Source organism: Marinobacter nauticus, from assembly GCF_003634635.1.
In the GTDB taxonomy this organism is placed as follows: domain Bacteria; phylum Pseudomonadota; class Gammaproteobacteria; order Pseudomonadales; family Oleiphilaceae; genus Marinobacter; species Marinobacter nauticus.
Window position 1 is genome coordinate 200,642 of record NZ_RBJB01000005.1, and the last position, 24,672, is coordinate 225,313.

Here is a 24,672-nt window from a genome sequence, read left to right on the forward strand (position 1 = left end):
ATCCTATGGATGAGCGTCTCAGAGAAACACTGTCTTCGATGATGGATGACGAGGCCGATGAGCTATCGGTTCGTCGGTTGTTGTCACATGGCAACCAGGAGGACGTGCGCGGCCAGTGGCAGCGATGGCAGCAGATACGTGATCTGATGCACGAGCAGCACGGTCCTGCCGATGGTATTGATGTTGCCGGCGCGGTGAGGGAAGCGCTCGATGGCCATGCTCGCTCAGAACAGGCCCGGTCGCCGGTGGAGGTGCCCAGGGTGTCGGTCTGGCGCTGGCCGGTGGCCGCCATGGTGTTCATGGCGCTGATTGTGGGCTTCGGTGCCGGAGCCGGCTGGGATACCCGCACCGGAGTATCTGTTCAGGCACTGGCCGGCGGCAGTGCCGAGCCTTCAGCCTCTGCGGTAACGCTGTCGGCGGCGGTTGAGGAAGTGGCACTGCAGCGGTTGGACGAAGACCAGTTGCGCCAGATGCGTCAGTACCTGCTTGAGCATGCCCAGCACAACAGCGTGGGTGCAGGTCGTGGCTCGGTGGGTTACGCCCGCCTGGTCAGCGCCAGTGGTAACTATTGAGCCGGGAGCATGGATTTATGAATAACCGGGTATCCAGCAGGTCGGTATTCGGAGCGGTTGCCGCTCTTGTGGCTCTGCTGTGCCTGTTGATCAATCCGGTGAGGGCCGAGTTGGCCAGCGAGACAACGAAAAGCGGTGAAGCTCCGGCGGCCATGGCCTGGCTGGAGCGGCTTGGCCCTGCACTCAACATGACTTCGTACCGCGGGGTCTTTGTTTATGCCCGGGGCGATCAGGTACATTCCATGCGCATTGCCCACCGTTACCGGAACGGGCGTGTTGAGGAACGCCTGGTGATGCAGGACGGCGGCAGTGGTGAAATCGTCCGTAAAGGCATGAACGTGGTCTGTGTATTGCCTGACCGGGGCAGGGTCCGGCTGGACGAGGTGATTCCTTCCGGCCCGTTCGCAGAAGCGTTTACCAGTCAGTTGATGCCGTTTGGCCGCTGGTATCTGCCTGAACTGGCGGGTGAAGACCGGGTCGCCGGCTACGATGTGGTGATCGTGGCGCTCGGGGCCCGGGATGATGATCGCTACAGCCACCGCCTCTGGCTGGAAAAAGAGACGGGGCTACTGGTCAAGAGCCAGGTGCGGGATGTAAACGGTGAGGTACTGGAGCATTTTCAGTTCACCGATCTTGAGATCACTGACGATATTTCCGACGAGGAACTCGAGGTTCAGACCCGTGGTCGTGAGATTAGCCGTACCCTGGACGATGGCCGGAAACAGGAGTCATCGGTTGGCCGGATGAATGGCTGGACTCTGTCCTGGCAGCCGGAGGGCTTTGTGCCGGCGGCTGCACCACGTTCGGGCAGTGGCAAGGCCGTGGCGTTCTCCGATGGCCTGGCTGCGTTTTCCGTATTTGTCGAGCCTGTCGGGCGGCTGAAAATGCCGACAGGCGCTTCCCGTATCGGGGCAACCACCATCTACATGCGCGAAGTCATGGTCTCTGATCGCCCCTTCCTGATAGCGGTGGTTGGTGAAATTCCGCCGGGCACTGCACGAAAGGTGGCAGATGCCGTGGAAGTGGATGACGATTTCGTAGCTGAGCTGTCCGGTCATGATCACGGAAACCGGTAAAGTCGTGGCCCTGGTGGGTGATCAGGTTTGGGTTCAGACGATAAGAACCAGTGCCTGTCAGAGTTGCTCGGCCCGCTCGGGCTGCGGGCAGCGAGCCCTGGCTGCGGTATCCGGCGGCCGGGCGAACCAGGTGCTGGTAGATAATTCCGTGGGCGCCCGGGTGGGGGATGAAGTGGTCATCGGGCTGGATGAACAGTCGCTGCTGAATGCCTCGCTGATTATTTACGGTTTGCCGTTGGTGCTGATGGTGCTTGCCAGTGTGATGGCTCATAACTGGGCCGCGGGGTCAGACCTGGGCGCCATCGCCGGAGCGGTGGCAGGCCTGGGCGTCGGGTTCTGGCTGGTGCAGCGTTGGCAGGCCGGGGCCGGTGATCGCTACCAGCCGCGGTTGTTGAGGATAAAGACAATTCCATCCTCGACATGTCCATGATCCCTACCGTTTTTTAAGTTGAAAATTCACGCCCCAGCCCCAGAATAGCTCTATAAACGCAAGTAAAATCAGGGGGTTCTACATGCCAGAAAAAAATATAGAAGCTGCCCGTATGCCTTCCCTGGCCAGGCCCGGTGCCATGCTGGGCGTTCTGCTGATGCTGGCTGCCATGGTGTCGGTATTCTGGAGCCAGGGCGTCGCAGCCAGAGGCCTGCCGGATTTCACTGAACTGGTAGAAGATAACTCCAGTGCGGTGGTGAATATCAGTACCACGACGGATCCGGGCAGCCAGAGCTCTGGCTTCCATGGGCTCCCTTTTGATGAAAGGCAACTGGAGCAGTTGCCGCCTTTCCTTCAGGATTTTTTCCGCGGCCCGCAGTCTCCTTTTGGTGGTTCCCCTCGGCCGCAGCAGCCGCGCAGGAGCATGGGCTCCGGCTTTATTGTGTCAGCCGATGGTTATGTACTGACCAACAATCACGTGGTTGAGGGTGCCGATGAAGTGATTGTGCGCCTGAATGACCGCCGCGAGTTTTCCGCCACTATCGTGGGTACCGATCCCCGCTCGGATATGGCGGTTCTCAAAATCGAGAATGGTGAAGACCTGCCGGTGGTCAGCGTTGGACGTTCCCGGGATCTGAAAGTCGGCGAATGGGTTTTCGCGATCGGCTCGCCATTCGGGTTTGACTACACGGTGACGGCGGGCATTGTCAGTGCTCTGGGCCGCTCGCTGCCATCCGAGAACTACGTGCCGTTTATCCAGACCGACGTTGCCATTAACCCCGGTAACTCCGGTGGCCCGCTGTTCAACCTGGAAGGCGAAGTGGTGGGCATAAACTCCCAGATTTACACCCGCTCCGGCGGCTTCATGGGGGTGTCGTTCGCCATTCCCATTGACGATGCCATGAACGTTTTCCGCCAGCTCCGCGACAAAGGCGCCGTGGCCCGGGGTTGGTTGGGCGTGCTTATTCAGGAAGTGAACCGGGATCTGGCCGAGAGTTTCGGGCTGCGCCGTCCCCGTGGCGCGCTGATTGCCGAAGTGATGCCGGATTCACCGGCGGAGCAGGGTGGCCTTGAAGCCGGTGACATTGTGCTGGAATATAATGGCGAGGATGTTCAGTTGTCCTCTGACCTGCCGCCCATGGTTGGCCGCACACCGGTAGGTGAATCTGCGCGCCTGACCGTGTTGCGCGGTGGTGATGAAATCACCCTCGACGTGGAAATTGGCAAGTTGCCGGAAGACGGCGATGACGCTGCCCAGCCCTCAACCGGTAGCCGCGACAATAGCGCGGGCGCACCGCTTTGGTTGTCCGTTGAGCCACTGGCCCCCGAGACTGCTCGCTCCGTCGGCGTGGAAGGCGGTGTTGTAGTCGCTGGGGTGGATCGTGGCCCGGCTTTTGAGGCTGGTATTCGTGCCAGGGACATCATTACCGAGATCAACCGCCAGCAGATTCGCTCGGTGGAGGACTTCCGGTCGGTGGTCCGCGACTTGCCGGAAAACCGGGCGGTTTCGGTCCGGATTGTAAGGCAGGGTCGGGCAATCTATCTGGTCATGAAGCCCTGAGTCGATAACCACATTTCAAGTAAGATTGGGCCCCCGGCGTGTCAGGACACGTTCGGGGGCTTTTGGTTTTCAAGCCTTAGTTTGTCCGTTTTGGGCGAGCACTATAAAAGCCATTCGATGCTTTGTGCCCGCCAAGTCGACCCGGAATTTCTGTCATTAACGATTAAGCCGCTTTTTAAACAAAAGCGAACATTCGGATGGCCTCAGAGATCCCCGGCTCTTTCTGCCTTGGTTGGGCGCTTGGTCATTTCTCAAGAACCCGGCAAACGATCAAATGGACTAACTGTTCCAGCTCTTCGATCGCCAATAATGTGGGTGTAGATTTCAGTCGTCCGAATATCGCTGTGGCCGAGGATTTCCTGGACCGTTCGGATATCACTTCCCGATCTCAGTAGCTCGGTGGCAAAAGCGTGGCGAAAAGTATGCGCCGAGGAGTCTTCGACATCTTGTAATGCAGGTTTTCGATCTCCCTTTTCAGCACATTCTTGTAAAGGAAAATTATGGCGCAGAGTGCCTGGTTTTGGGTGGCGGGGCTGACCCCTCGATTTACGGCGAGATGATTCAGGAAACGCTCAATTTCGCGATTACCCATCACCTCAGGGTGCTTCTTGTCATTGAACAGAATGAACTGGCGGACCCAGTAGAGATAGGTTTTCTCTGTTCGATAGCTGTACTGCTTCGTCCTGATTTCTGTGCGAACCGATTGCAGAAACGGTGATTTTGACACAGTCGCCCCTCCGTGGCTGAGTGCTGTATATGTATACAGTTATAATGAAAAAGTCTCGGGAATGCCAAAAATTCTGCGGTTTGATTTGCATAAGGCCGCACACTTTTCACAGAGCACACTAGTAGCCCATTGATTTAGAGACGGAAATTTTTGGCCTTTTGGATTTCACTTGCAGAAACGTGCAACAATAACTTGCTTGCAAACTTTTCACAGAAGCAAGACAGGAAAAGCACTTGGGAGCCGGATGGTAAGGGTTTGAAAAGTCGAGATTATCCGGGCCGTGACTCAGTTTTGGACGGGGTCGTGGCGTTGCGGTTTAATAAGAATTCAAACCAATAAGCTGTTATGAATTTTTAACGAGTACTAAATGACTACAGTAACGTGCTATCGCCCGCTCGGGCAAAAGGAATTGGATTTGGTAGAGGAAAGCGGTTTTACGCGGTGGCCACCTAGATTACCAGAACAACCAATTTTCTACCCAGTTACCAGTGAGGAATACGCCATCGAGCTGACTCAGTGGAACATTACCGATTTTGGGAAGGGCTACGTATCTAAATTCGAGGTGAAAAAAGAATTTATGGATCGTTTCCCAATAAAAACCGTGGGTGCTAAGAGGCACACAGAGTGGTGGGTTCCCGCAGAGAAACTTGAAGAACTCAATGATAATATTGTGGGTAAGATCGAGATAATTGGCGAGTACGGTAATTCATAACAATACGGTCAACGGGACGCCTTGGCTCCGGTGCTGTTTGTGCATTTGCTTCGCAAATTGTCACACAACCATCACCTTCACCAACGCGCCCGTTACCTCTGCGTTATGCGGCACCATTAAAATAAACAATGAGCGGGAGAGTAGAATGGAGGAGAATAATGAAGTTGATAAGGCTATTAAGGCCTTAGAGATCGCAAATGTGCTTTCTGCCTCAGTCTCTGAAGGTTATGGAAAAGCTTATGCAAGTGCAGAGGCTTTCGCGGAAAAAGCACCTGGGAAGCAATGCTCAATCTTGGGATATCTATTGGTTTTGCTCGCTTGTGTAGGCGAAGGCATTGATATGATCTGGTTCCTTGATAGAGAAATTATGGATAACGGAGTCTCTCTGGGACTACTTGGTTTTGGCTCATTGCTTGTAATATCAGGTAGCGTAGTATCGGGATATTTTTTGGTTCGCCACTTGAATGAATTGGATAGGCAAGCTGAGAGCATTGAAAAAAATAAGCATTCGATCTTGAGCAAGATTCTGCCAAAAGGGTAGGACTACAGCCATGCACGATAGCGAAGTCTGTTCTTAATTAGAAGCACCAAGCCGCATAACCAAGCGCTGCTGCCGGACAAATTTTCCGCTGCGCTCCAAATTTGCCGCAGAGCACGGCGTTATACCTACGTGAACCTATGAACGAGTCGGAAACCCTAGTAGACGAGATCCTTACTGACCTTGGTATAGAGCATCGAAAACTGCCTGAGTTGGGTGAGCCTACACCTGACTTTGAGATTTGGGTCGAAAGCTTGACCAGTTATTGGGAGGTAAAAGAATTTGTCGAAAACCCTTACGAGAAAAAGGTTCTAGAAGGACATCACGAAATATACAGCACCAACTCTGACCGAATAGCAGATCGTGTGAAGAGTGCATCTATTCAATTTAAAGGATATGGGGCTACTGACAAGCCGTGTGTAGTTGTACTCTGCGACAAGAGAGACTTCGCCGTGAGAGATTTGCTCCTCATCCAGAACGTTCAGTCTGCGATGATGGGAGCCGCGGAGTTTATGAAGCAGAAGGATGGCCAAGTTGTAGAAGTAAGCCGGCGCCCCGGCTTATTTACCAATCGAAAGGAATATATCAGTGCGATTGCGGTAGCATTCTTGGCAACCAAAGAATTGGTGGTACTCCATAATCCGAATGCCGCTCATTCACTGTTAGCCAGCCCGCTAGTATCTAAATTCAAACACCAGTACCAGGCTCGCTCTACGGACGTGGGTTTGAGCTGGGAAAAGGTATAACAAATCGCGTCACTCGGACGCACTAAAGTGCGCCGGTGCGCTCCGCGTTAGAATTTCTCAAACACTTTAAGACGTGAGTTTTAATGTTATGACGGGATCATCGTTTGATTTGGTAATAAAGGATAAAGACGACGGACAGGATATAAACCTTCCCGTTTCACCTGAAAAGCTTGGTGGGTTTATCTCAAGCCTTTTAGGTCAGGCGCAAACGATTGAAAGAGAGCTTTACGGAACATTTGATGTTAACCATGAATGGCTCTTGCACTTGCACGCATTAGTTGACCAGAGAATAAAGCAGCAAAATCATGCAAGCTTGACGGATTTTAAAGCGATCATATTTTATGAAGACAATCTTAAAAGAACTTTAAATTCAGTCGAAGCGTTCCAGCATTTTTCTGAGACAAAGAAGATTACTTCCCAGTCCGTGCGAATAACATGGACTTACCTTGTAAGTTTTCCCAACAAGGACATTCCTGAAAAGCAAGAAATTGGAGTTTATCTCTCTTCTAAAGCTCCTGCAGCGTCAAAGCCGGAAGATCCAGTTAGGAGAATAATGTCCTCAAAGCATAAGGTGGGCGTTATATCATATAGAATAAGCCATACAGAAAGGACTTGGGGTGATGACATTGAAAACCTTTTGAAACAAGAAATAGATCATGTTTTGGAGGAGGAGCCTAATAATTCATTTTTATCGGTAGCTTTTGCTCTATTATCACTAGCATTTTTATTTGGCGGGATGCTCTTCCCTGAATGGATGAACGAATATATTCAGAAAGCCCAAGTGGAAAGCATATTTCACAACTATCAAGAAGTGATTGATTCTAAACCCTTAACGATTCAGGATTTGGGTGAAAAAGTTGACCTTACCCTTGAGGCATTGCGCCCGGAAAATGGAATTACGAAAGTTGGCTTTGGGTACAGAATTATTTCTTTTGCTTTTGGTATGGCGATGGCGGTCTGGTGTATATTTCTCTCAGAACGAGAAAAGCCAAGTTTCGTGGTTCTGACTAAAGAAGCTAAGCAAAGAAGAGAAAAACTAATAGCGAGAGAGAAAAGAAGTTACTTCATATGGTTTTTTTCCTTCATCGTTAGCGTTGGAGCAGGTGTCCTGGGAAATTATGTTTATTATATTTTCACCACAACTTAGTTCTAACAAGTTGCTGCACGCGGATAAATTACTCGCTGCGCTCCTAATTTACCGGTGAGCAAGGTGTTATGCAGGGAAGTTAGATGGATTCGTTTGAGTTTATCCTAGGTATGACAGATAGCTTGGCTTGGCCAGTCACGGTCATACTTATCGTCTTTTTGCTTCGGAGTGATATCGGTGCCGTCCTCCGCAAAGTGAAAAGACTCAAACACAAAGACACGGAAGTTGATTTTGAAAGGGAATTAGAAGTAGCTCTCGAAACCGCTGCTTCCGACTCGACATTGGCCGAGCCTTTGGATGATGGCTCTGAGATGAGCGAGCTCGCGAAGTACTCACCCAGAGGCGCCATCATTGAATCTTGGCTGCAAGTCGAGAAAGCACTCAAGGTATATGCGGAAAAACATGGCCTAGAGTTTGATAAGAGAAAGCCATTTCGACTTGGGCAGGGACACGCTGAAAACCCTGAATACGCGCGCTTAGGAAATAGCACCATCGAAACTCTAAAAAGCCTCAGATTTTTGCGAAACCAAGCTGTGCATATGAGTGATACAGACCTGGATTATCAAGAGGCGATCGAGTACCAAGAGCTTGCCCGGAAGGTAGTCCGGAAACTAGAAAATGCATAACAAGTCGCGTCACGCGGACGCACTAAAGTGCGCCGGTGCGCTTTAGCGTTATGCAGGATGATGAACTGGTCAATCGCTAAAAAATTATCAGGTGGAGCGCTGACATTGATCGGTTTGGCCGTGTTGGCAGATATCCTCGTCGCATTGTTCATCGGGCGTGGTGCGCTGACCTCTGAATCTGTTGGTTGCTATCTTACTGATGCAATGGTGATTGGTTTTCACTGTCAGGGGTTTTGGGTATCTGACATTGTGTCGGCCTGGCTCAACCTTCCAGCGTGGGCGGTCTACGGGTTAATGTTTGCACCCTATAGCTTGAAAGCGGCCATTCTGGCAATTTTGGTGTGGCTGCCGCTAATCATCTTCATCGTGGCGTCTCGCAAGGTGGCTCAACGTGCATAACAAGGCGCAGCAGTTCGCGGCCGATGGCCGCCGGACGCCCTTTACGTGGCTCTTTCGTCGCCACTCCAAGGTCGCCGCTGTGCTTCGGCTTTATGTTTCTCTCAGAGCAGGCTCAAGTCCAAGGTGATCGACGAAAGGGATAAAGTCGCGATCTAGAAACAGCAGTGGTAGCTCTTTCTCTATGCAGAAGGTCGCGATGATGACGTCGGCAGTTTTTCGGATTGTGATGCCCTTTTTGCGGAGTGCCCGATAATTGTCCGCGCAAACAAGTGCCATGTCTTTGCCAAACATTTCATACTGTTCCAGCGAGAGCAGGCTCTGTTTGGTCTGACGATAGTGTTTGTCGTTGCGGATGCCTTGCAGGATTTCCAGAAATATGAGGTCGCCGATAGCGACGGATCCTTGGACTATTGAGGCATCCAACAGGTCAGTCTGCGGGTTCTTGACTCCGTTGAAATAGTCGATCCAGACGCTGGTATCCACCAGTATCATCCGGCGCTCCGCATTTCATCCAGGTCGCCTTCCCACTTAATTTTGCCACGCAGCTTTCGAATTTCCTGCTGCTTGCTAAGCTGGACCAGAAGTTTCAGGCCTTGCTCAACGGCCTCTTTTTTGGTTTCGTAGCCGGAAGCTTTGAGGGCTTCGGCCATCAGTTGGTCGTCAATGACGATGTTCGTTCTCATATGGCACCTATGTGTATAAATGTCTAGCTCTATACACAATCTAGCACTTTGAGGAAAACATAACAATCGGCTGCACAGCGACCGATTTTCCGCCGCTACACGGCTCCAAACCGGCGCGTGAGCCGGGCGTCACCCCTAGTCTGAATATTCGCTTCGCGAACGTCCACATCCCCGGCAAGACTCAACAAAAGCGAACACTGGCAAGCCCCCGCTGCAATATGAGCCAATTTCCCACTGCTCTGAAAAACCTACGCCCAGTCTGTCTCGATATCAATAATTTGAGCCACACCCCAGATGCCGGCCATGAAATCGCAGATGCTGCTCGATAAAGCTCGAGATAAAGAAGTAGCTGTGGTCGTAGCCCTCCCGGAAATTGAGCTCCAGCGGGTAATTGCTGGTGCTGGCTGCGGCCGCAAGCGCCTCTGGCCGAAGTTGATCAGTCAGAAAGTTATCCGCGTCCCCCTGGTCGACCAGTGCCGGTACGAACTGTGTTGCATCCCGCATCAGCAGGCTGGCGTCGTATTCGGCCCAACGCGAGCTGTCTTTGCCCAGGTAGGCAGTAAAGGCCTTTTTGCCCCATGGGCAGTTTACCGGGTTGCTGATCGGGCTGAAGGCCGACACGGACTGGTACCGCGCCGGGTTGCGCATAGCCAGAACCAGGGCGCCATGACCACCCATTGAATGGCCCGCAATCGAGCGTTGATTCGTTACCGGGAAAACAGATTCGATCAGTGCAGGCAGCTCATTGAGAGCATAGTCGTACATGCGGTAGTGGGGATGCCATGGGCTTTCGGTCGCGTTTACATAGAAGCCCGCCCCCTGGCCAAGATCGTAGCTTTCATCGTCGGCAACGTGATCGCCCCGGGGGCTGGTATCCGGTGCCACGATGGCCATGCCCAGTTCTGCAGCCGCGCGATGGGCGCCGGCTTTCTGCATGAAGTTTTCGTCTGTGCAGGTGAGGCCGGAAAGCCAGTAAAGCACCGGCACTTTCTGTCCGTTGGCAACCTGCGGTGGCAGGTAGATGGCGAAGCGCATGGCGCAGCCAAGGCTTTCGGACGGATGGCTGTACTGTTTGTGCCAGCCACCAAAACTTTTGTTACTGCTCAGGTTTTCAAGGGTCATTGGACACTCCGTTGCGGGGCGGCCCGCCGAAGCGGCGGGCCGCCCTCACCATCACTTGTCGAAATGGATAACGCTGCGAATGCTCTTGCCTTCGTGCATCAACTCAAAGGCTTCGTTGATGTCATCGAGGCCCATGGTGTGGGTGATGAAATCATTCAGCTTGAACTCCCCTTGCATGTAGCGTTCAACAATGCCGGGTAGCTCGGAACGGCCTTTGACCCCGCCGAAGGCGGATCCTCTCCAGACGCGACCGGTAACGAGCTGGAACGGGCGGGTGGAAATTTCCTGGCCTGCCCCGGCAACGCCAATAATGACCGACTCGCCCCATCCCTTGTGGCAACATTCCAGTGCGGACCGCATGACATCCACGTTGCCGATGCATTCGAAGGAATAGTCCACGCCACCGTCAGTCAGTTCAACGATCACTTCCTGAATCGGCTTGTCATAGTCTTTGGGATTGATGCAGTCGGTTGCGCCAAGCTGTCGTGCCAGGTCGAATTTGCTGTCATTGATATCGATGCCAATGATTCGGCTCGCCTTGGCCATGGTCGCGCCAATAATCGCGGAGAGGCCGATGCCGCCGAGCCCGAAGATGGCCACTGTAGCGCCTTCTTCCACTTTGGCGGTGTTCATGACCGCGCCCATGCCGGTGGTTACGCCGCAGCCCAGCAGGCACACTTCTTCCAGCGGGGCTTCCTTGTTGACCTTTGCCAGCGAAATCTCCGGCAGAACGGTGTACTCGGAGAAGGTCGAGCAGCCCATGTAGTGATAGATGGGCTGGCCGTCCTTGTAGAAGCGGCTGGTGCCATCGGGCATCAGCCCCTTGCCCTGGGTTTCGCGGATTTTCCCGCACAGGTTGGTTTTGCCGGACAGGCAGAATTTGCACTCGCCACATTCGGGGGTATACAGGGGAATAACGTGATCGCCGACGGCAACACTGGTAACGCCTTCACCAATCGCCTCTACAATGCCGCCGCCTTCATGGCCAAGGATGGCTGGAAAGTTGCCCTCGGGATCCTCACCCGAGAGGGTGAATGCATCGGTGTGGCATACACCGGTTGCGATCACTTTTACCCGTACTTCCCCTGCTTTCGGGGGCATCACGTCCACCTCTTCAACCGACAGTGGCTGACCCGGGCCCCAGGCAATTGCTGCTTTTGATTTGATCATCTCAGCCATAACGTTCTCCATTGGTCATTCAGGAAGGGCGCCGCGCCCAAACGAAGGCCATATTGTATTTATGGTTCTCTGATTGATAATCGCTGTTTTTATCAAATCACCTTTACGTATGTGTAATAATCGGCTGACGCAAAGCAAAAAGGGATAATCATGTATCGCTGGGAAGGGGTAAACGAGTTTGTGGCGGTTGCCGAAACCGAGAGTTTCACGCGTGCCGCGAAGCGACTGGACGTGTCGACAGCACAGGTCAGCCGTCAGGTCAGTGCCCTGGAGGCCCGCTTATCGACGCGGTTGTTCTACCGCACCACACGCCGGGTGTCGGTAACCGAGGCCGGACAGATCTTTTACCAGCACTGCCGGCAGGTACTTGATGCCCTGGAGCAGGCGGAACGCTCTATTACCAACATGCAGCTGGTCCCGCGAGGCAGGCTGAGGCTGACTGCGCCGGTGACCTATGGAGAGAAATCAATTGCGCCGCTGGTCAATGACTTCGTTTTGCGATACCCCGAACTCGACGTGGACATGAAGCTTACCAACCAGACACTGGATCTGGTCGCTGAGGGGTACGATCTTGCCGTGCGCATGGGAAAGCTGCAGGATTCGACCTTGATGGCCCGGCGTCTCGCATCCCGAACCCTATACGTGTGTGCCTCGCCCGATTATCTCGCCACGCACGGCACGCCTCACTCGTTGTCCGAACTGGCGAACCACAACTGCCTGCTGGGAAACCTGGATTACTGGCGCTTCCAGGAATTGGGCCAGCCGCGCAACGTGCGGGTAACGGGGAACATCCGCTGCGACAGTGGCAGGGCCCTGCTTGACGCCGCCCTCAAGGGGATTGGCATTGTTCAGCTTCCGGATTACTACGTTCAGAGCGCACTGGATTCCAGGCTGTTGATTCCGGTGCTGACCCGTTATCAGGAAGACGATGACGGTATCTGGGCGGTGTATCCCCATAACCGTCATCTGTCGCCGAAGATAAGGCTGCTGCTGGATTTTCTTTCGGAATCCCTGAAACCTGGCGGTTCTCCGCCGGACGCAGCAAACGCGGATTATTAAGCAATGAACCGATGGGATTGTGTATTCAAAGAACGGCGCTTTGCGACCGTAGCTCCCGTCTGTACCTCCTCAAGCCAGCCTGAATTGCCAAGGGTGTCAGCAGCACCGACCAAGCTGTCGGCCACACCTCAGCGCCAACGGCCGGCCAAACTGTGGGTTCAAGAACACTTTTGTTATACTCGCCGGATTCGACAATAAACCGGGTCATGGAATGGGCCGAACACGATGATGACCAAAAAGGATCTTCCCCTCCGTCAGTTGCTGAAGCTGCGCAATTCCTGGATCGCCTGGGTGGTATTCCTGGTGTCTGTGGTTGCGACGGTATTGCTTTGGCAGGTCTCCATCCGGCTGGTTGAAGATCGCACCGAGGCCCGATTCCGCACTCAGTCCCTGCAGCTTAAGACCGCGATTGAAGAACGCTTGCTCAATTACGAACAGGTTCTTGCCGGCAGTGCCGGTCTGTTTGCTGTCACCGGTAAAGTCACACGCGATCAGTGGAAAGAGTACGTCGACAACGTCGATATCAATCGTTATTACCCTGGCATTGAGGGTATCGGCTACGTGGAGCGTATTGGTGTCCGCGAAATGGCCGATCACATTGCCTCGGTTCGGGCGGAGGGGCTTTACAATTATCTGGTCAAGCCCCTGGGTACCGGGCCCTACTACTATCCCATGGTTTATCTGGAGCCGGGCACCGAGCGTAATCGCAAGGCGCTGGGTTATGACGCTTTCAGTGACCCCATCCACCGTACTGCCATGGAACAGGCCAGGGATGACGCTATCCCGACGGTCACCGGCAAGGTTGTGCTGGTGCAGGAGTCTGTCGCCGAGGATCAGGCCGGTTTTCTGATGTACTACCCGGTGTTCCAGGGCGGCGAGATTCCGGAGATCCGGGCCGAGCGCCGCATGATGCTGGCCGGCTACGTGTTCAGTGCCTTCCGGATGAACAACCTGATCGACGGTATTGTTGGCCTGATATCGCCATTTCTGGATGTGCGCATCTACGACAGCGGGGTGGTGGCACGAGATACCCTGATGTATGGCTCCAATCTCGGTTCGCTGGACAACGAATTCAGCTTTGAAATGAGCCAGACCATCAGACACGGTGGCCGGGAATGGCTGCTGCAGACCCGTTCCACGCCGGCGTTTGATTATCTCGCCGCCGACCCACGCCCCCCTATTGTTCTCGGCTCTGGCCTGGCCATCAGTTTGCTGCTCTGGCTGTTCGTGCTGGCTCTGATTCGTTCCCGGCTGATTGCCCAGGTCAGCGCTGGCCGTTATCGCGCCATCACTGAGGGCGCAGCCAACGTCACCCTGGTCATGGATCGTCGTGGGCGCCCGCTCTATGCCAGCCCTTCCAGTCGTGACATCCTGGGATTCGATCCGGACAAGGTGGAAGCCCTGGAATTCGAGAAGCTGGTGCATATGGATGACTGGTCGCACCTGCAAAGAGGCTTTGAAGAGTCCATGGCCTCCCCGGGCAAACAGATGCCAGTGGTGCGTGCCCGGGTGCGCGATGCAGATGGCCAGTGGCGGGATATGGAAGGCACCTTCACCGCGATGCTCTCGGTGCCTGGCGTCAACGGTGTGGTTCTGAGCCTTCGCGATCTTACCCAGCTCAAGGCGGCTCAGTCCGAACTGCACCGGCTGGCGTTCTACGATCCACTGACCGGGCTCGCCAACCGGCAGCTGTTCCGGGATCGGTTGAATCACGTGGTTCGTCGCAGTCGCCGAAGTGGCGAGGCGGCAGCCCTGATGTTCCTTGATCTGGACGGTTTCAAGCGGATCAACGATACCCTGGGGCACGATGCCGGTGACGAACTTCTGCGTCAGGTCGCGCAATGGCTGGAAGGCTGTGTCCGTGAGGAAGATTCTGTGGCCCGGCTCGGTGGCGACGAATTTGTGGTGTTGTTGTCCCGGATCAGTGGCTCCGAAGCCGCCGGCAAAGTGGCGGAAAACATTTTGCGGCGCCTGTGCCAGCGCATTCGACTGAACGACCATGAGGTAGGTGTGACCGTCAGCATCGGTATCACCATGATCCCTCACGACAGTGAGGATGCAGGCGCGCTGATGAAGTATGCCGACCTGGCTATGTACCGCGCCAAGGAACTGGGGCGCAATACCTATCAGTTCTTCACGCCGGCCATGAACATCCAGGCCGCTCGCCGTCTGCTACAACAGGAAGAGCTGGCCACGGCACTCGATGGCGACCGGTTTGTCCTGCACTACCAGCCAAAAGTGGATCTGGCCACTCAGCGGGTGATCGGTGTGGAGGCTTTCCTGCGCTGGCATCATCCGGAAAAAGGCCTGGTCTCGGCCCAGCAGTTCATCACTCTGGCGGAAGAAACCGGGTTGATCATCCGCCTGGGCGAGCTGGCGCTGCGGCAAGCCTGTATCCAGGTCCAGGCGCTGGAACGGGCCGGTTTCGAGTCGCTGAAGATGGCGGTGAACTTCTCGGTGCGGCAGCTGACGGACTCCGGCTTCCTGGACATGATCCGGCGGGTGATTACCGAGACGGGAGTATCTCCCGAGCGGCTGGAGCTGGAAATGCCGGCGGAGTTGCTCAATGAAGACCCGAGAATGCTGCGGGAACTGCTGGTGTCGCTGAACGACCTGGGCGTGTGCCTGATTCTGGATGATTTCGGTACCGGCTCCTGCTCACTGGTGGCGCTGCAGCAGTTGCCGCTGGATGTGATCAAGATTGATCATCGCTTCATTCGCGACATTCCCTACAACGTCAGTGCCACCGATGTGGCGTCGGCGGTGATCGCCCTGGCTCACAAGCTGCACCTGACGGTGGTGGCGGAAGGGGTGGAAACGCTACAGCAGCTGACGTTCCTGAAATCCGCCGGTTGCGCCCAGTGCCAGGGCAATCTGTTCAGCTATCCGCTGGACGAAGATGCCCTGATCGGATTCCTGATCCGGCAGTACGAGAAGCCGCTTATTTCCTGATCATGGCAATGGCGGCCTGTAACCGGTAAAATCACGCCGTTCCCGGATCCCGGTAGCGGCCCCTCCGGGCTCAATCCTACGTCTTATATGAGTAATCATTGTCTGTGACTGAACTGAGCCGAATCCGTAACTTTTCCATTATTGCCCACATCGACCACGGCAAATCCACGCTGGCGGATCGTTTTATCCAGATCTGCGGTGGCCTGACAGACCGTGAAATGGCCGAACAGGTCCTGGACTCCATGGATCTGGAGCGGGAACGCGGGATCACCATCAAGGCCCAGAGCGTTACGCTCAACTACAAGGCAAAGGATGGGGAAACCTACAAACTGAATTTCATCGATACCCCGGGCCACGTGGATTTCTCCTACGAGGTGTCCCGCTCACTGTACGCCTGTGAAGGGGCGCTGCTGGTGGTGGATGCCGGTCAGGGTGTGGAAGCCCAGTCGGTGGCCAACTGCTACACCGCTATCGAACAGGGCCTTGAGGTGGTGCCGGTCCTGAACAAGATGGATTTGCCCCAGGCCGAGCCCGAGCGGGTTGCGGCGGAGATTGAAGACATTATCGGCATTGACGCTTCCGATGCCGTGCGCTGCAGTGCCAAAAGCGGACTGGGTGTTGAGGATGTACTCGAGGATCTGATCAAAAAGATTCCGCCCCCCAAGGGTGATCGCAGCGCGCCGTTGCAGGCACTGATTATTGATTCCTGGTTTGATAACTACCTGGGCGTGGTGTCACTGGTTCGGGTGACCGAAGGTGTACTGCGTAAAGGCGACAAGATCGTTATCAAGTCCACCAAGAAAGCCTGGAACGCCGACAAGGTTGGTGTCTTCAATCCCAAGCCGACCGACACCGATGTGCTTGAAGCGGGTGACGTCGGTTTTGTTGTTGCGGGGATCAAAGACATCCACGGTGCGCCGGTGGGTGACACCATCGTGCACCAGAAGTTTGCGGAAGAAACCCCGATGCTGCCGGGGTTCAAGAAGGTGAAACCCCAGGTTTACGCCGGTCTGTTCCCGGTCAGCGCCGACGATTATGACGATTTCCGGGATGCCCTGGAAAAGCTCACCCTCAACGACGCCTCGCTGTTCTTTGAGCCCGAGAACTCGGATGCTCTGGGCTTCGGTTTCCGCTGTGGTTTCCTGGGCATGCTGCACATGGAGATTATCCAGGAGCGGCTGGAGCGAGAGTACGACCTGGATCTGATTACCACGGCGCCGACGGTAATCTATGAAGTGGTCACCAAGCAGGGTGAGACTCTGTCGGTGGACAACCCCTCAAGGCTTCCGGATATTGGTTCCATCGAAGAAATGCGTGAGCCCATTGTCGAGGCCAACATCCTGGTACCCCAGGAGCACCTCGGTAATGTCATTGCCCTGTGTGAAGAAAAGCGCGGTGTGCAGAAGAACATGCACTTCATGTCCACACAGGTACAGCTCACCTACGAGCTGCCGATGGCGGAAGTGGTGATGGACTTCTTTGACCGGATCAAATCGGCCAGCCGTGGCTTTGCATCACTGGATTACCACTTTGTCCGTTTCCAGAGTGCCAACCTGGTTCGCCTGGATGTGCTGATCAACGGGGATCGTGTCGACGCCCTGGCGCTGATTGTGCACCGGGATCTGTCCCACCGCAAAGGGCGCCAGTTGATTGAGAAGATGAAAGAGCTTATCCCGCGTCAGATGTTTGATATTGCCATTCAGGCTGCCATTGGTACCCAGGTGGTCTCCCGGGTAACGGTCAAGGCCCTGCGCAAGAACGTAACGGCGAAGTGTTACGGTGGCGACGTCAGCCGTAAAAAGAAACTGCTTCAGAAGCAGAAGGAAGGTAAAAAACGCATGAAGCAGCTGGGTAATGTCGAGGTGCCTCAGGAAGCGTTTCTTGCTGTATTGAAAGTGGATAACTAAAAAGGCACCTGGATGGACATTGATTTTCCACTGGTACTGGTGGTTCTGACTTTCGTGACCGGAGCGGTCTGGCTGGCGGACATCGCGTTCCTGAGAAAGCGTCGGCTTGCCGGCGCAGAGCAGGGTGGCCAGGTAGACGAATCAGCCGATGAGTTCGAGGACCGGGAACCCTGGCTGGTGGATATCAGCCGCTCATTTTTCCCCGTGCTGGCGGTAGTCCTGGTGCTTCGGTCGTTCCTGATCGAGCCGTTCCAGATCCCCTCAGGCTCCATGTTGCCGACCCTCGAAGTGGGGGATTTTATCCTGGTCAACAAGTACGCCTATGGCCTGCGCCTGCCGGTGGCCGGTACCAAGATTGTTGAGATCGGCGATCCGGAGCGGGGTGATGTCATGGTGTTCCGCTATCCTGAGGATGGCACCACCAATTACATCAAGCGGGTTGTCGGCCTGCCGGGCGATCATATTCGTTACCGCAACAAGCAACTGTTCATCAATGATGAGCCGGTTCCCCGGGATTTCGTTGCGCGCTTGCCCCCCATGGAACGCTGGCGGGAACAGTTGGGTGAGGTTGAACATGATCTGTACCTGACCATGGGGCGGGTGAGCGGTTCCGGTGAGGGAGAATGGGTTGTTCCTGAAGGCCATTACTTTGTCATGGGCGATAACCGCGACAACAGTAACGACAGCCGTTTCTGGGGCACGGTGCCGGATGAGATGGTGGTGGGCAAGGCCTTTGCCATCTGGATGCACTGGAAATCACTGACAAGTCTGCCATCTTTTGATCGGGTGGGTGGCATCCAATAATTCTGATGGTTCCGGAGTATAAGACGATGAGAAGACACTATCCCGCAGGCCTGAACACGCAGCAGGGCGGCGCTTTGACGATGATGATCATGGCTCTGTTCTTTGGTGGCCTGCTGACTCTGGCGATCAAGATCGGGCCGGCCTACCTGGATGACTTTACCATCCAGGAGGCTCTGGAAAGCCTGGATGGTACCGACGGCCTGTCACAGATGGGTCCGGCACAGGTGCGCAGCCTGATTAACAAGCGCCTGAGTGTGAATAACGTTGACGGTTTTGATCCAAAGAACATCTCCGTTGAAAAAAATGGCGAACTGGTCGTGATCAAGGTGGATTACGAGGTTCGCAATAACATCTTCCGGAACGTGGACACCGTTGTGCACTTCCAGCACGAGTATGAGTTTCAGGGCCAGTGAGTTCACAACCAGACCTAGACCAACTTCAGCGCCGCATTGGCTACCAGTTCAAGGAACCGGAGCGGCTTCTGCTGGCGCTGACCCATCGCAGTTTTGGCAACCAGAATAACGAACGTCTTGAGTTTCTGGGCGATTCTATCGTGAACATGGTGATCGCCGAGTATCTGTATCTTCATTTCGAGAAGGCCCGGGAAGGGCAGTTGAGCCGGCTTCGGGCCCGTATGGTCAAGGGGGTTACCCTCGCCGAGATCGGTCGTGAATTTCAGTTGGGCCAGTATCTGAGGCTCGGTTCGGGAGAGCTGAAAAGTGGTGGTTTCCGCCGTGAGTCCATACTCGCCGATGCCGTGGAATCCATTATCGGGGCCATTTATCTGGACAGCGACTTTCATACCTGTCGGGCTCAGGTGTTACGCTGGTTTGAACAGCGCTTGGCAAACCTGGATATTCAGGACACCCAGAAAGATCCGAAAACCCGGTTGCAGGAGTACCTGCAGTCCAGGCAATTTCCGTTGCCGCGCTATGAAGTGATTTCTGTTGACGGCGAGGCCCACAACCAGACTTTCCATGTCTCCTGCGCCTTGCCCTCGCTGGACCGTAAAACCACCGGCACTGGCAGTAGTCGACGTGTTGCTGAACAGCAGGCCGCCCGAAATGCACTCAAGCAACTGGGTGTGGAGAATTCCTGATGACTGATATTACCCGCCCGGAAAACCCGGAAAGCCGCTGTGGTTTCGTCGCCATTGTCGGCCGGCCGAATGTGGGCAAGTCCACACTGCTCAATCACATCCTTGGCCAGAAGCTGAGCATCACCTCACGGAAGCCTCAGACCACCAGGCATCAGGTTCTGGGCATCAAGACCGAGGGCCCGGTACAGGCCATTTATGTCGATACACCGGGCATGCATGAGGATGAGCCCCGGGCCCTGAACCGCTATATGAACAAGGCGGCGGCGTCCGCCCTGATCGACGTGGATGTGGTGGTCTTCGTGGTGGATCAGCTGGCGTGGACCAGTGCCGATGAGATGGTGCTGGAGAAGCTCAAGCGGGTAAAGTGCCCGGTTATCCTGGCGGTCAACAAAGTCGACAAGCTGGAGAAGCGGGAGCTGTTGTTGCCCCATCTGGAGGCTCTGTCCAAAAAGCGGGACTTTGCCGAGATCATTCCTCTTTCGGCACTGAAAGAGACCAATCTGGAGCCGCTGGAATCGGCTGTTGGCCGCTTCCTGCCCGAAAGTGTCCACTTCTACCCCGATGATCAGATCACAGACCGCAGTGAACGCTTTATGGCGGCCGAAATGGTCCGGGAGAAAATCACTCGTCAACTGGGCGCTGAACTGCCGTATTCCGTGGCAGTGGAGATTGAAGAGTTCAAGCACCAGGGCAATACCCTGCATGTTTCGGCACTGATTCTGGTCGAACGGGAAGGCCAGAAGAAAATCATCATTGGCGATAAGGGTGAGCGCCTGCGTAGTATCGGTCAGGAAGCCCGGGTTGATATGGAGCGGATGTTCGAATCCAAGGTGATGCTCCGGCTCTGGGTCAAGGTCAAGCGAGGCTGGGCTGACAGCGACAGGGCTCTGAAAAGCCTGGGCATGAGCGATTTCTGAGGCCGCCATGAAGGGCGCGGTGCAGCAAGAGCCCGCTTATGTGGTCCATCGGCGACCCTGGCGCGAAACCGCCTTGCTGGTGGATCTGTTTACTCTGAATCACGGCCGCATGAGTGTGGTTGCCCGAGGCGCCAACAGCACCAAGAGCCCGCTCAAGGCCCAGCTTCAGCCATTCCAGCCGTTATTAGTGGACTGGACCGGCAAAAGTGAGCTGAAAACCCTGGTGCAGCTGGAAGTGCGCAGTGCGCCAGCGGTCAGCCAACCCCGCGCGTTGTACAGTGGTTTCTACATTAATGAACTGGTTCAGCGGGTGTTACCGGTGGCCGATCCCTCCCCCGCGTTGTTTGCCAGCTACATTGAAACGCTGCAGGCCCTGGCGGATCTGTCTTCACAGGATGATGTGGAGCCGTTGCTGAGGCATTTTGAGCGCGCATTTGCCGCCTCGCTGGGCTACGATTTTGCCTGGGACGAAACCACGGATACAGGTATGCCTGTACAGGCAGGCGAGCTCTATGGCTACGATCCGGGCCAGGGCATCGTTTCCAATCTCGCGCCGGAGTTGCCATTGCGCCAATTGCCGGGTGAGGCATTGCTGGCACTGGCGGCCGGCGATTTCATGAGTGAAGCACCCCGTAAAACCGCCAAGCGCGTCATGCGGGTGCTGGTGGATTACCTTTTGCAGGGCCGGCCGCTGCACAGCCGTTCCCTGTTCAGTCATTCGAATCCGTCATCTGGGAGAGAATCATGAATACCCGAGTCCTGCTTGGAGTGAATATTGATCATGTGGCCACCCTGCGTCAGGCCCGGGGCACCCGTTACCCGGACCCCGTGCAGGCGGCGTTGGTGGCGGAAGAAGCCGGTGCTGATGGCATCACCATTCACCCCCGTGAGGATCGCCGGCATATCCAGGATCGGGATGTGCTGCTGTTGCGGGAAGTACTGCAGACCAAAATGAATCTGGAAATGGCGGTGACCGACGCCATGCTGGCGTTCGCCGAGCAGGTGCGCCCGGAATGTGTTTGCCTGGTGCCGGAAAAACGCGAGGAGCTCACCACTGAAGGCGGACTGGATGTGGATGGCCAGGAAGAGCGGGTGGCCAAGGCCTGTGATCGTCTGGCAAAAATCGGCGTCGAGGTTTCGTTGTTTATCGATCCGGACCCGGTACAGATCGACGCGGCGGTGCGCTGCGGTGCGCCGGTGGTTGAGTTGCATACCGGTGAATATGCCGAGGCCGGGGAACCCGAAGCGGTGGAAGCCTCATTCAAAGTGCTTGCCGATGCCGTGGCCTATGCCCGCAAGAAGGGGCTGATTGTGAATGCCGGCCATGGTCTGCATTACCACAACACCGAGCGGGTGGCCGCTATCCCGGGTATCAATGAACTGAACATCGGCCATGCGATCATCGCCCGTGCCGTCTTTACCGGCCTGAAAGATGCGGTCCGGGACATGAAGGCGATTCTTGACCGGGCCAGGGCCTGATCAACAGTCAGGTGGTTTCCGGCTGGCGCTGCTGTTCCCGGAACAGTTGCTGCCAGTCGGTCTGCTCACTCCAGATCTGCAGCCGCTCCATGGCCGAAATCAGTTGATCTTTTAACAGCTCTCGATCCGGAGCCTCGCACTTCAGGGCGGTCTCGAACCGGTTGGCGGCTGTGCGCAGTTCGGGAACGCCGCAATAGCGGGTGGCCCCGTGAAGCTTATGCACGCACTCAAGCAGGGGCTCGTTGCCACCGGTCTGCCAAAGCGCCTGAATCCGGTCGATATCGGTGTGTAACTGCTCCAGCAACATACTGAACAGCTCCTCCGCCAGATCGGCCTTGCCCGCCGCCAGTTGAATGCTCTCCTCTACACTGACGCAGTCCTGCTGCATCCGGCGATTTGACGGCCGCAGTGTCCGGCGGGTATCCCGTATTTCGGAAATCCGGAAGCGGTCGGCGCTATTGGTGCAGTCGTAGCCGGTGTATTCGCGAATCAGTTCCACCAGTTGGCTGCTGCTGATCGGCTTGGGCATATAGCCGTCGAAGCCTTGTTGCGCCAGCCGTTCCTGTTCGTCCGCCAGAGCGTGGGCGGTCAGGGCAATGATGGGGGTGTGGTGTGAGCCGCTGTCCAGATCACGGATGCGGGCCGTGGTTTCCACGCCGTCCATCCCCGGCATCTGCAGGTCCATGAACACCAGGTCAAACGCCTTCTGACGCACCTTGGTCAATGCCTCGAATCCGCTGGAGGCGCCTTCGGCTTCCAGGCGGCAGTCATTGAGCAAGGTCATTACCAGTTTCAGGTTGGCTTCGTTATCGTCCACCGCCAGAATGCGGGGCGTGCCTGAGCCGCTGTTCTGCCTCAATGGTAGCGCGGCTTCCTGCGCGCTTCGGTTGCCCGACTGAATGCCATGGATCAGCAGCAGCAGTTCATCGTAGAGGGCGTCCCGGCAGACCGGTTTGGTCAGGTGGCCGCTGGCCAGGCCCGACAGCGGCGTGTCGTGGGTTTCCAGAGTGGGCGTCAGCAACAGGGTGCGGCAGTCGCGTTCCACTTCCAGGGAACGCACTAGGTTGCAGTACTGGCTGGAGTTGAGCAGGTGGCGGGTAATGCCGATGATGGCGCCGGCGTAGCCTTCCTGCCTCCGTTGCGCCTCTTCTATCTGTTCCTGCAGTGCTCCGGGTGAGGCAACCCGTTCAACGGCCACGCCCCAGTCCCTTAACAGGTGCTCCACCGCCAGCCCGGTGGTCTTCTGGTGTTCGAGATAGATGATCTTTTCGCCCCGGAGCGCCTCTTTGGGGCTGGAGCTGTCACCGGTTGAGGACAGTTCCGGCGTCAGGGTAAACCAGAACGTGGAACCTTTGCCCAGCTCACTTTCCAGGCCGATCTTGCCGCCCATTTCTTCCACCAGCCGTTTGGAGATGGCCAGCCCCAGACCGGTACCGCCATACTGGCGGGCAGTGGAGGCATCGGCCTGGCTGAAGGCGTTAAACAGTGACTGCTGCTGGGCACGTGACAGACCAACGCCGGAATCGGTGATGCTCAGGCGCAGTGTGACCCGGTTATGCTCGGTATCTTCGTCTTCCAGACTCGCCCGTAATACCACTTCGCCGGTCTGGGTGAACTTGATGGCATTGTTTACCAGGTTGGTGATCACCTGCTTGACTCGCAGCGGATCCCCCATGATGTTGTCCGGTACATCGTTGTAGACCAGTGGCACAAGGTCCAGGTTTTTAGCGTGGGCCGCCGGTGCCAGCATGACCATCACCTCCTCAACGATATCCCGGAGCTGGAAAGGCACGCGGTCCAGGATCAGTTTGCCGGCTTCGATCTTGGAGAAATCCAGAATGTCGTTAATGATGGTCAGCAGGATTTCCGAGGATTTGCGGATGGTGTTCAGGTGGTCGCGCTGCTGGCGGGGCAGTGGGCTTTTCAGCAACAGCTCGGTGAAGCCGATGATGCCGTTCAGCGGCGTCCGGATTTCATGGGACATGTTGGCCAGGAACTCGGATTTGATCCGGCTCGCTTCCAGTGCTTCCTTGCGGGCAAAGTCCAGTTCGATATTCTGGATTTCAATGGTCTCCAGGGTCTCCCGCAGGTCCTCGGTGGCCTGGTCAATGTTCTGTTGCATTTCGGCCTGGGCCTTGCTCAATTCCGAGGCCATATCATTGAGCCCCGACTCCAGCTGTTCGAACTCCGGGCCGGCACTGGTGTAAACCCGGGTGTCGAGCTTGCCTTCCTTGAGTTTGGCTACGGCTTCGTTGAGCTGGAATACCGGGTCGGTGAAGGCACGGCTCAGCCGCAGCGCGATGGCAAGACTGAGCAGGACACCACCGATCACCAGCAGCAGCGAGATCAGCAGCGCCTTGTAGGTTTCCTTTTCCGTGCGCACGTGGGACATCTCTACGGCAACCCAGCCCAGCGGGGCCTGGCGTTCCGCCGCAGACTGGCGGGCGTCCGGGTCCAGCATGGTCTCGATCATCAGATCCTGAAGGTGAACCGGCGTGACAAAACGAGTGCTGCTGTCGTGGGTCAACCGGATCGGCTGGTTGGGTTCCAGCGGTGCCATCGCCACGGTTTCAGCGCTGCCTGGGCCAGTATGAAGCATGCGCTGGCCATCGCTGCCATAGAAGGTGATGGAGCGAACATCCTGTTCTTCAAGAAGGGCGTTGGAGAGGCTGCTCAGCAGGCTGCGATTGGCCGTGAACAGGCCGTATTCAGAGCCTGCGGCAAGCTGTCGGGACAGGGACTCACCGCGATCCTTCAGCAGGTTCTCAATGTTGTTCACCCAGCTGTAGGTAAAGAATAGCCCTAACAACAGCGTGGTGAGCAGGGTGGGAACCAGAGTTACCACCAGTACTTTCTTGCGAATGCCCCAACGTCGCATACCGTGTTCCTGTAAAATTACCTTGTCCACCGGCGGAGAACGCCTGCTGGTGGATACTT

General features: G+C 55.7%; 25 protein-coding genes and 1 pseudogene. 19 read left to right on the forward strand and 7 right to left on the reverse strand.

The annotated features are described in order from the left end of the window. Positions 1-5: 5 nt before the first annotated feature. The 4 genes from C7436_RS15925 to C7436_RS15940 all read left to right on the forward strand — a co-directional run bounded on the left by C7436_RS15925 (position 6) and on the right by C7436_RS15940 (position 3,639). Positions 6-572: a sigma-E factor negative regulatory protein gene (locus C7436_RS15925; protein ID WP_022991046.1), complete on the forward strand. Its 567-nt coding sequence runs from the start codon at positions 6-8 to the stop codon at positions 570-572. A gap of 17 nt (positions 573-589) precedes the next feature. Continuing rightward, positions 590-1,648, forward strand: coding sequence for a MucB/RseB C-terminal domain-containing protein (locus tag C7436_RS15930; protein WP_121208428.1), 1,059 nt, complete (start codon positions 590-592; stop codon positions 1,646-1,648). After that, positions 1,629-2,078 carry a SoxR reducing system RseC family protein gene (locus tag C7436_RS15935; protein ID WP_011785725.1) on the forward strand — a complete coding sequence of 150 codons (450 nt, stop codon included), beginning with the start codon at positions 1,629-1,631 and terminating at the stop codon, positions 2,076-2,078. Before C7436_RS15930 ends, C7436_RS15935 begins: the two co-directional genes overlap by 20 nt. A gap of 112 nt (positions 2,079-2,190) precedes the next feature. Beyond that, on the forward strand, positions 2,191-3,639 hold the full coding sequence (locus tag C7436_RS15940) for a DegQ family serine endoprotease (RefSeq protein WP_211329887.1): 1,449 nt from the start codon (positions 2,191-2,193) through the stop codon (positions 3,637-3,639). A 251-nt stretch (positions 3,640-3,890) separates the two neighbouring features. Here C7436_RS15940 and C7436_RS19120 read toward each other — a convergent pair. Both C7436_RS19120 and C7436_RS15945 read right to left on the reverse strand, forming a co-directional pair. After that, a pseudogene (locus C7436_RS19120) lies at positions 3,891-4,064 on the reverse strand (tyrosine-type recombinase/integrase); the annotation flags it as partial. Then, positions 4,028-4,366, reverse strand: coding sequence for a site-specific integrase (locus tag C7436_RS15945; protein ID WP_023008835.1), 339 nt, complete (start codon positions 4,364-4,366; stop codon positions 4,028-4,030). The pseudogene C7436_RS19120 and the gene C7436_RS15945, both read right to left, overlap by 37 nt. A gap of 367 nt (positions 4,367-4,733) precedes the next feature. On the opposite strand from C7436_RS15945, the gene C7436_RS15950 reads away from it, so the two are divergent. From C7436_RS15950 to C7436_RS15975, 6 genes are all read left to right on the forward strand, one after another. Beyond that, a complete protein-coding gene (locus C7436_RS15950; protein WP_031210109.1) occupies positions 4,734-5,078 on the forward strand; it encodes a hypothetical protein in 345 nt (114 codons plus the stop codon). Between the two features lie 145 nt (positions 5,079-5,223). Then, positions 5,224-5,619 (forward strand): hypothetical protein, encoded by a 396-nt coding sequence (locus C7436_RS15955; RefSeq protein WP_121208429.1) that lies wholly within the window; start codon positions 5,224-5,226, stop codon positions 5,617-5,619. Between the two features lie 137 nt (positions 5,620-5,756). Then, entirely contained in the window at positions 5,757-6,362 is a 606-nt protein-coding gene (locus C7436_RS15960; RefSeq protein WP_121208430.1) for a class-II aminoacyl-tRNA synthetase family protein, read from the forward strand. A gap of 88 nt (positions 6,363-6,450) precedes the next feature. After that, positions 6,451-7,509 carry a hypothetical protein gene (locus C7436_RS15965; protein ID WP_121208431.1) on the forward strand — a complete coding sequence of 353 codons (1,059 nt, stop codon included), beginning with the start codon at positions 6,451-6,453 and terminating at the stop codon, positions 7,507-7,509. Positions 7,510-7,592: 83 nt separating this feature from the next. Continuing rightward, positions 7,593-8,135 (forward strand): hypothetical protein, encoded by a 543-nt coding sequence (locus C7436_RS15970; protein ID WP_121208432.1) that lies wholly within the window; start codon positions 7,593-7,595, stop codon positions 8,133-8,135. A 60-nt stretch (positions 8,136-8,195) separates the two neighbouring features. Beyond that, positions 8,196-8,534, forward strand: a complete 339-nt coding sequence (locus C7436_RS15975) for a hypothetical protein (RefSeq protein ID WP_121208433.1) — start codon at positions 8,196-8,198, stop codon at positions 8,532-8,534. 90 nt (positions 8,535-8,624) lie between these two features. Here C7436_RS15975 and vapC read toward each other — a convergent pair whose 3' ends face one another. From vapC to C7436_RS15995, 4 genes are all read right to left on the reverse strand, one after another. Next, entirely contained in the window at positions 8,625-9,026 is a 402-nt protein-coding gene (vapC, locus tag C7436_RS15980; RefSeq protein ID WP_011785721.1) for a type II toxin-antitoxin system VapC family toxin, read from the reverse strand. Then, entirely contained in the window at positions 9,023-9,217 is a 195-nt protein-coding gene (locus C7436_RS15985; protein ID WP_011785720.1) for a type II toxin-antitoxin system VapB family antitoxin, read from the reverse strand. Before C7436_RS15985 ends, vapC begins: the two co-directional genes overlap by 4 nt. A 270-nt stretch (positions 9,218-9,487) precedes the next feature. Then, positions 9,488-10,339 (reverse strand): S-formylglutathione hydrolase, encoded by an 852-nt coding sequence (fghA, locus tag C7436_RS15990; RefSeq protein ID WP_121208434.1) that lies wholly within the window; start codon positions 10,337-10,339, stop codon positions 9,488-9,490. A gap of 51 nt (positions 10,340-10,390) precedes the next feature. After that, on the reverse strand, positions 10,391-11,509 hold the full coding sequence (locus C7436_RS15995; RefSeq protein ID WP_228198165.1) for an S-(hydroxymethyl)glutathione dehydrogenase/class III alcohol dehydrogenase: 1,119 nt from the start codon (positions 11,507-11,509) through the stop codon (positions 10,391-10,393). Positions 11,510-11,668: 159 nt separating this feature from the next. Between C7436_RS15995 and C7436_RS16000 the strand changes: the two genes are divergently transcribed. The 9 genes from C7436_RS16000 (at position 11,669) to pdxJ (ending at position 21,735) form a co-directional block, all read left to right on the forward strand. Further along, positions 11,669-12,577, forward strand: coding sequence for a LysR substrate-binding domain-containing protein (locus tag C7436_RS16000; protein WP_121208436.1), 909 nt, complete (start codon positions 11,669-11,671; stop codon positions 12,575-12,577). 225 nt (positions 12,578-12,802) lie between these two features. Beyond that, complete coding sequence (locus C7436_RS16005; protein ID WP_011785716.1) at positions 12,803-15,529, forward strand: bifunctional diguanylate cyclase/phosphodiesterase; 2,727 nt, start codon at positions 12,803-12,805, stop codon at positions 15,527-15,529. A gap of 104 nt (positions 15,530-15,633) precedes the next feature. Further along, positions 15,634-17,436 carry a translation elongation factor 4 gene (gene lepA, locus C7436_RS16010; protein WP_011785715.1) on the forward strand — a complete coding sequence of 601 codons (1,803 nt, stop codon included), beginning with the start codon at positions 15,634-15,636 and terminating at the stop codon, positions 17,434-17,436. A gap of 12 nt (positions 17,437-17,448) precedes the next feature. Then, positions 17,449-18,240 carry a signal peptidase I gene (gene lepB, locus C7436_RS16015; protein ID WP_023007924.1) on the forward strand — a complete coding sequence of 264 codons (792 nt, stop codon included), beginning with the start codon at positions 17,449-17,451 and terminating at the stop codon, positions 18,238-18,240. Between the two features lie 26 nt (positions 18,241-18,266). Beyond that, on the forward strand, positions 18,267-18,653 hold the full coding sequence (locus C7436_RS16020) for a DUF4845 domain-containing protein (RefSeq protein ID WP_023007925.1): 387 nt from the start codon (positions 18,267-18,269) through the stop codon (positions 18,651-18,653). After that, positions 18,650-19,339, forward strand: a complete 690-nt coding sequence (gene rnc, locus C7436_RS16025; RefSeq protein WP_011785712.1) for a ribonuclease III — start codon at positions 18,650-18,652, stop codon at positions 19,337-19,339. The genes C7436_RS16020 and rnc overlap by 4 nt, the downstream gene beginning before the upstream one ends. Next, positions 19,339-20,256, forward strand: coding sequence for a GTPase Era (gene era, locus C7436_RS16030; RefSeq protein WP_121208437.1), 918 nt, complete (start codon positions 19,339-19,341; stop codon positions 20,254-20,256). Before rnc ends, era begins: the two co-directional genes overlap by 1 nt. Positions 20,257-20,263: 7 nt before the next feature. Next, the gene (recO, locus tag C7436_RS16035; RefSeq protein WP_023007926.1) at positions 20,264-21,004 is read left to right on the forward strand and encodes a DNA repair protein RecO; all 741 of its coding nucleotides are present in this window, start codon (positions 20,264-20,266) and stop codon (positions 21,002-21,004) included. Then, a complete protein-coding gene (gene pdxJ / locus C7436_RS16040) occupies positions 21,001-21,735 on the forward strand; it encodes a pyridoxine 5'-phosphate synthase (RefSeq protein WP_121208438.1) in 735 nt (244 codons plus the stop codon). The genes recO and pdxJ overlap by 4 nt, the downstream gene beginning before the upstream one ends. Before the next feature lie 7 nt (positions 21,736-21,742). On the opposite strand, the gene C7436_RS16045 is transcribed toward pdxJ, so the two are convergent. Continuing rightward, entirely contained in the window at positions 21,743-24,613 is a 2,871-nt protein-coding gene (locus C7436_RS16045; protein WP_121208439.1) for an ATP-binding protein, read from the reverse strand. Between the last annotated feature and the right edge of the window lie 59 nt (positions 24,614-24,672).